General features: G+C 32.6%; 6 protein-coding genes. 5 read left to right on the top strand and 1 reads right to left on the bottom strand.

The window, feature by feature from the left end; translation table 11 throughout:
• The first annotated feature begins 28 nt into the window (after positions 1-28).
• Positions 29-685: a MarR family transcriptional regulator gene (locus BAU23_RS17890; protein WP_071734918.1), complete on the top strand. Its 657-nt coding sequence runs from the start codon at positions 29-31 to the stop codon at positions 683-685.
• Between the two features lie 830 nt (positions 686-1,515).
• Positions 1,516-1,920, top strand: a complete 405-nt coding sequence (locus BAU23_RS17880; RefSeq protein WP_071734917.1) for a hypothetical protein — start codon at positions 1,516-1,518, stop codon at positions 1,918-1,920.
• Positions 1,921-2,202: 282 nt separating this feature from the next.
• Here BAU23_RS17880 and BAU23_RS17875 read toward each other — a convergent pair whose 3' ends face one another.
• Positions 2,203-2,628: a hypothetical protein gene (locus BAU23_RS17875; protein ID WP_071734916.1), complete on the bottom strand. Its 426-nt coding sequence runs from the start codon at positions 2,626-2,628 to the stop codon at positions 2,203-2,205.
• Between the two features lie 377 nt (positions 2,629-3,005).
• Here BAU23_RS17875 and BAU23_RS17870 point away from each other — a divergent pair, with 377 nt between their 5' ends.
• From BAU23_RS17870 to BAU23_RS17855, 3 genes are all read left to right on the top strand, one after another.
• Positions 3,006-3,614, top strand: coding sequence for a DUF3967 domain-containing protein (locus BAU23_RS17870; protein ID WP_071734915.1), 609 nt, complete (start codon positions 3,006-3,008; stop codon positions 3,612-3,614).
• Between the two features lie 1,032 nt (positions 3,615-4,646).
• Complete coding sequence (locus BAU23_RS17865) at positions 4,647-4,880, top strand: hemolysin XhlA family protein (RefSeq protein WP_071734914.1); 234 nt, start codon at positions 4,647-4,649, stop codon at positions 4,878-4,880.
• 535 nt (positions 4,881-5,415) lie between these two features.
• A complete protein-coding gene (locus tag BAU23_RS17855) occupies positions 5,416-6,882 on the top strand; it encodes a plasmid recombination protein (protein ID WP_071734913.1) in 1,467 nt (488 codons plus the stop codon).
• Positions 6,883-7,143 lie beyond the last annotated feature (261 nt).

Genomic DNA, 7,143 nt, shown 5'->3' with positions numbered 1-7,143 from the left:
CCTCAATTAAGGAGGAATTAACTTAGATATGACAAAGAAAATTATTGATTTTGGACAAGCTGAAAAAAAGGCAAAAGAAAGAGATAGTAAGATTAATAGTATTTATGAAAAACTTGAAGGCAGTGGTGGACTTTCTGAAGAAGAAAGAGTCATTATGCTACAAGTATTAAGTAAAATGTCTGGTGGAGAAGAGTATTTTATAGGGAAGAAGAAAAAACCTACAGATCGGGTGAGATTTGTCCAAATGATTACAGAGAATATTGATTATTTATGTGAAATTGGCTATTTAACTCAACCAGAAAAGGCATTTTTATTTGATATTTCAAGATTTCTAGAATTTAAATCAAATGTTATTGTTGAAAAAAATGAAGATGATGATATAAAACCGAATACCGCATCTCCTAGTTATTTAGCTAAGAAATTAGGAAAAACAAGAACTTCTATTTCAAAAATAATGAATGAATTGCTTGAAAAAGGGGTTTTAGGAGTTGCAGAAACAGGTGTAATAACTGAAGATGGAAGGACTTGTTCAGCAAGAACTTGGTTTGTTAACCCTAATATATTATGTAATTCACCTAAAGATGATATTGATAGAGCAACTCAACAAATTTTTTCAAAAGCGCTACGTAATATCAAACTTGAAGGTAATAAGAGAAAACATAAACTACCAATTTATTTATTTTAGATGTCGATTTTATATTGACATCTTTTTTTTTGTGTGTTTTTACACTTTTTAGGTGTTAAAAAAAATTAACACAGGTGTTAAAAAAAATTAACACCTCATGTCTTATAAACCCTTGATATTACTGACTTTCTTCACTTTGCTCTTCTCACTCTTATATATATAGCTAAAAGTTCCGCAAGGAACGGGTCGTATTTTTGAAAAGAACATTCAAAAATCTCCACCCTCAGAATCAAAAAGTCGGTTCGTTTATCCTCACCTAAAGGCTATTGCCTTTTCTTTTTGATTCTGTCCTTGCAAAACTTTTTTCGGCTCGTTTGCTTTTCTCGCCAAGCCGACAGACAAAAAGCAAAACAATGGTTTTCGACTTGGACTAGCAAGTATACGAGCCGAACCGCTTAGATCGTTCGTTCTAGAATAGTTCTTATTGGAAGATTGATACGTTTAATGCGTGGGGTTTCGCCCCCACACGACGAACCAGCTCTCTAGTCAAAAAGCAAATAATTGTTCCTACACGATAAAAACCCTCAAAATCTACAATCAATACCAATTATCACGAAAAGATAAAAAATATAAGATAGTATACTACTTTAAAATACTACTAGCTAAGATAGAGGAGGAAATAAGCACTGACCACTAACTGAGCTAGTGAATAAGGGGGATTGGAGGCTAAAATATAGCTTAATGATGAATTTGGTTTTATCAATCAGATATAGTATGTAAAAATTTTTTAGTATTTCCACTTTTGTCTATTTCCTTTTTCTTTTTGAAGCATTTTATAGTATTAGGACTGCTTGTCCAAATACTATAAAATGAAAGGAGAAGTAATTAATATGCCTCCAAAACCACCTAAACCAAAGGGTCCTCAAACTTTATCAACTGGTATATTACGTAGACATTCTAATGTTGTTTTTATTACTGTTGATGTTATGAATGTTGATCCAAATAATGTTCATTCAGTAGCTGTTCAAATGTTTGATTGGTCATCAAATTTACCTGTTGTTATTCCGTTGCAAACACCTTCTTTACAGTTTGTATCTCCTAACCAGGCTGTATTCTTTTTTTCAAACAGTCTTCCTCCGCTTCCAAATGTTCGAGTTTATGAAGTAAGGGTAGTTCATCCTGGGGATGAGGATGTTGTTATTAATGTCTCTGGAATTAGCAGTAATCCAATTTTTGATCCAGAGGAAGTTGATACTGTCTTACAACATGATTTAGTAAAATTAGAGTTAAAATAAGTTAGTAGAACAGGAGGATTTTAATTTTAGTGGGGGATTAATTATATTATGAGAAAATCTTTTAATATAAAGAAAAGGTCCCCCACCACGAATGTTCTTGGTTTGATTAACGATTAATTTAAAGCTATTGCTACTTAATGTAATAGGGGTACCGCCAGCATTTTTGAAGAAAAACACGCTAAGCAAAAAAATACAATACGCCGCCCATATGGACAGCTCATTTACATAATTCTCGTTATTGGAAGTTGATATATGTAATTTACTTACAAAAAATCATCATTATTAGACTGGAATTATGCCTTCTAACTCAGTAATTTCCCCACTAATTATTTGCTCTATTTTTATTATAAAATCATCAATTTGATTAAGTTCCGTAAGAATAAACAGATTTGAACGCATCCAATAAGGTTTTGATTGCTTATTGTCAGTTACTATCTCAATACCTACAATTCCTTTTTTGTCATGTAAGAAGAATCTTATAAATAAAAAATGAGTTACATTGTCTATATCTTCACCTGAAACCCATTGAAATTCATGTAGTTTAAAAGTGGAAAACTTGATTATTCCCTCTTTTAAATCTTCGAGTTCTTTATTGGTGGTATATATGTTAATGTTCGCAGTGCTATAAAATCCAGTAAAGTCAAAATTTAATTCAAAAAAATCGGTATCTTCCCATATCTTTTTTATTTTTATATTTGGTTCAGACATTGTGGTCTATCCTCCCATAAATTGCACTTTCCACTTGAAAATATTATAACAAGTTTTACTTAACAAAACGGCTCCGTTGAATAAGTAAAAAACAATGTATATTTTATACATGATCAGTTAACATAACGCAACATTATCGGTAGCAAGGTTTTGGATAGAATCCTTGTTTTTATGAGGTTCTTTTTTCTTTTCTAGTAAAATCGATATACATAATTTTATACATGGTTGATATAGCGGGGATCCGGAGGATCCTTGTCATTCTTTTTTTGCATAAAATCTTGTATATAGAAAAGAGAATTTGAAACAAGTGATACGTGAATTATTAGGAAAAAGGGTATATCATTGCTATAGCGAATATATTTTTGAGGTGAAACGCTATGAAGACGTTATATAGTCCTGGCGACGTGGCAGAGCAATTAAATATCCAATCTAGCACATTACGTAAGTATGCTGATGTACTCGAAAAGGAGGGTTATACCTTCATTAAAAATGAACGTGGGCATAGGAAATATAGAGAAAGCGATGTAATGGTATTCCGTAAGGTCATAAACCTGAAGAACGACACAGACATGACATTAGAAAACGCCACAAAGCAAATAGTATCATGGCATCAAGGCGTTGAAGTGTTGCCATTAGAGCGGTATGAAGTTGAGCGCTATGAAGAACCGGATTTCAACGCTACAACGCTACAGACGATGCTTCAAGATCAAAACGTGGTCATTGAAAAGCAAAATGAATTACTACAAGAATTAAGCAAACGTTTAATTGAACAAGACCAGCGATTTGCACAAAGAGAATCAGAATTATTGAGCGCTATACAAACGATACAGGAATCCCAGGTACTTATAGCGACAAATTCTAGCGAGGATGTGGCGAAGAACCAAGGGCGTGATGAAATGCTTATGCAAACAATAAGAGAAGTCCAGGAAGTTAAGAAGATGATTGCCGCAAGTAAAGATAAGAAATGGTATGAGTTTTGGAAATAATATTTTACAAAAGTAAAGCTTAGAGTCATATGAGAACTCTAAGCTTTTTTGGATACTACCGATAAGTGGTGTTATATAAACTGCTTTTAAATAAAAGTATAAAAAAGAGATGGTGTCCAGTCATCTCTTTTTTCATATCCGTTAGAAGAGAAAAATTCATATGGATATTTGTAAATGCTCATTGCATTATATGTGTTAATTTTACTAAAAGTGTTATTGAATGGTATGTATTTAAAATACAGTTTGATTATTCTTCATAGTTCTTATAAACCACGTTTTTACATTGTTTTGAATGTATACTTTGGATAGTGATTTCGGAGAAAAATCATGAATTACAATAAGACCAATAAAATAGATGATATGAAAGTAAACTTCTATTCAAAAGTTTACATTTATATTAAAAACACAATTATATATTTATAGAAAATGTGCTTTTACTAGATACACATAAAAAAGACAAGCATAAATTATATTACGTTTTGGTATAATCCCCTTATTTTTGAAAAAGGCTCAGATCTTAATATTGGATTTGGGCTTTCTTATTTTATAATCAAAGAGGTTTTTCTCCATTGCAAAGAGAAATTCGGCAGGTATGGATATGTCGCCAAGCCGAACATACCAAAAACGAGGATTTAAGTAGTACGACTTGAACTAGCAATTATACCCACCGAAACGTCTAGATCTATTGTTCATAAAAAAATTATTACTCTATATTTTAATGACATTAAAGGGGACTAGTCTCTCGTTTCACTTCACCCCAGTTTTAACACTTATACCCAAAAACAAGAAGAATTACATGAAAATACATACTAAAAGAGCGCTTTTAAAGCGCTCTTCGTAAGTGTATTGAAAGTAGGATGGTTTCTCAAGTAATAATTTTATTACTCTAGATTACAGTATATTTTTCAAATTAGTAAAATGTGCAAGTGAAATTGAATGAAGCACATTTTACTGTTTTTTTATATCATCATCCTCTAATTATCATATACATATAATATATTTAAAATTAATTTTAAAGGAGAAGTATGTTATATGACACAATTGGAGGAACTAGAAAAAGATTTAAATCAAATGAATCTAGATTTAAAAGCTATTCAACATGATGTGAAAAATTTAGAAGCAAGAATAATAGTAATTGAAAGGGATGTTTTAACTATTAATAAACACTTAGATAAAATCAGTGCAAATACTACATGGATTTTACGATTAATCATAAGTGCATTGTTAACAGGAGTACTTGGTTTATTGATGAGAAACATGTTATAAGAAAATATAAATTCTAAACATATACGTTTCAAATTTACAATAAGATATTGCAAACTTGAAACGTATATGTTGCATCAACCATGCAACATAAATCGAGTGTAATGTTTATAAATGTTTTTTAATTATTCAGTGAAGAAGGAGCATTGTTTACAGTATTTGTGTTGGTCAATCAAAACGGACCTAGCGAAGCAAAGGGAGTATTTGACTTGACCAACTGTACTACACCCAAACCCTCTTGGCATTGAACAAACGATTGTTTGTTCCTGCCAACCGGCGAGGGAGCCCCTCAAGGATTGAGGGGTTGGGGAGTTCGAACGAGGGGGTCTGGGGAAGAGTTCCCCAGTGGGTTTGGGCAAAGCCCAAGGTTGTTTTTGTCATGCTAAGCATGACTCGGCGGAGCCGAAAAGCGTCGCAGACCCCTATTGATTTTGATGCATAAGTGTCAAAATGCGTATAGGGTTACGTAAATTGACACAATTTCGTCGCTTTGCTAGACTTATTGTATCAATTAATTTAGGGGAAGTGGTGGCACTTTATGTTGTTCTCTATCTCATTTAATCAATCTCACCAAAGTTCATTAAGCCATAATAACAGAGAAAACATTCATGGGAATCCTGGCATCGATCCATCCAGGTTAGACGAGAATATCTACTTTGTTCAAAAAGATATTCGAAGTGTATACAAGGATGTCTTTCAAGAAGCGGTGGACAAGTATAATGAGAAGCAAAAACGAAATGACCGTAAGATTCAGGACTACTATGACAAAATACATAAAAATGAAAAGACACATGAGCAACGAGAATTGGTTGTAGCGGTTGGAGAGGGTAAAGATGACCCAAAGTATAGGGAAGCTAAAAAAGAAGCATTAAAACAGTATGCGGAGGCGTTTCAAGGGCGAAATCCAAATCTAGCAGTCTATAACATGGTTTTACATGATGATGAAGCTAATCCGCATTTACATATTAACTATGTACCGCATTTCGAAAGTAGTCGAGGATTAACGAGGCGTGTCGGAATGGATAGAGCCTTGCAACAACAAGGCGTCGAAGGAACGGGAAGAAAGTTAATTGCGCATTGGAGAGAAACAGAAACGGCTTATATCGAGCAATTAGCGAAAGAACATATTCCGAATTTTGAACGTGCCAATGTAGGTTCACATAAATACATGAAAGTCCGTCAATACAAGGAATATGCAGAAACAAGATCAATTGTTGAGAATCAAGTACAAGAAAAAGAAACGCATTTACAAACGATTGACCATCATTTAAAAAATGTTGAAGAGAAAACAAACGAATTAGAAGTAGCGAAAAAGAGTTTAGAAAGTGATGTCGTTGATAAGTACAAAGAATTAGAGATAGTGAAACAAGAAGTAGAGAGTGAAAGTGAAAAATTACAGCTAATTGGCGAGTGTCATGTAGAGTTAGAAAATAGAGTAAAACAAATGAAAAAAGAATTAGATAGTGCTACGGATCAAGTACCAAATGAACCTGTTAAAATTCCATTTTTACGTAAAGAAGTAGTAGTAGAAGTACAGGATAAAATGTTTGGAAAAGCTGAGATCACGAAGAAACAGACAAGAAATTATGTGTTATCACCAGAACAATATCAAGAATTAACAAAGCAAGTGAATGCAGCAGTTACTATTAAAAAGGATTATGAGCGTTTGAGAAAAACAGATTTTGTGAAAGAGAATGAGAGTTTAAAAGTACATGCCGAGGGGTGGATGGAAGAAAATCGAACATTGAAACAAGAAAAAAGTCAGTTACAAAAAGAAGTTGGTGTATTAAATAGAGAAATTAGCTCGTTAAAAGCTCATATAAAGGGTTTACAGACGAATATAAGAGTTTTGTATGTGCAAACGAAAAAAGCTTTTAAAGAGAAATTTAAGGTGTTTAGAGGGATTATTAAAAATGAATTGGATAGCAAGGGACTGGATAATCAATTTGAACGTGAGCATAAGAAAGAAATGAATAAACATCGTGGATTTGACATGGAGCGGTAAAAAAATAAGGAAACTTTGTTTTTATCTTTAAGGTTATTGAAAACGTGATAGAATGAAAAAAAGAGTCATGCGGGAACATGACTCTTTTCATAGGGTATTCTACGAAAATACCTATACTTTCATTTATCTGATTATAGATTATCATAATTTGATTTATAATCAAATAGCAAAAAATAGGTGTTTTTGTTGATTCCCTCAATTAAGGAGGAATTAACTTAGATATGACAAAGAAAATTATTGATTTTGGACAAGCTGAAAAAA

The organism is Bacillus nitratireducens (assembly GCF_001884135.1).
GTDB classification, from domain to species: Bacteria; Bacillota; Bacilli; order Bacillales; family Bacillaceae_G; genus Bacillus_A; species Bacillus_A nitratireducens.
The sequence above is the reverse complement of the archived record's forward strand: the minus strand, read 5'-3'. Positions and strand labels throughout refer to the sequence as shown.

Coding starts and splice junctions, on each gene's coding strand:
- BAU23_RS17855 (WP_071734913.1), top strand. CDS start 5,416: ATGTTGTTCTCTATCTCATTTAATCAATCTCACCAAAGTTCATTAAGC.
- BAU23_RS17870 (WP_071734915.1), top strand. CDS start 3,006: ATGAAGACGTTATATAGTCCTGGCGACGTGGCAGAGCAATTAAATATC.
- BAU23_RS17875 (WP_071734916.1), bottom strand. CDS start 2,628: ATGTCTGAACCAAATATAAAAATAAAAAAGATATGGGAAGATACCGAT.
- BAU23_RS17890 (WP_071734918.1), top strand. CDS start 29: ATGACAAAGAAAATTATTGATTTTGGACAAGCTGAAAAAAAGGCAAAA.
- BAU23_RS17880 (WP_071734917.1), top strand. CDS start 1,516: ATGCCTCCAAAACCACCTAAACCAAAGGGTCCTCAAACTTTATCAACT.
- BAU23_RS17865 (WP_071734914.1), top strand. CDS start 4,647: ATGACACAATTGGAGGAACTAGAAAAAGATTTAAATCAAATGAATCTA.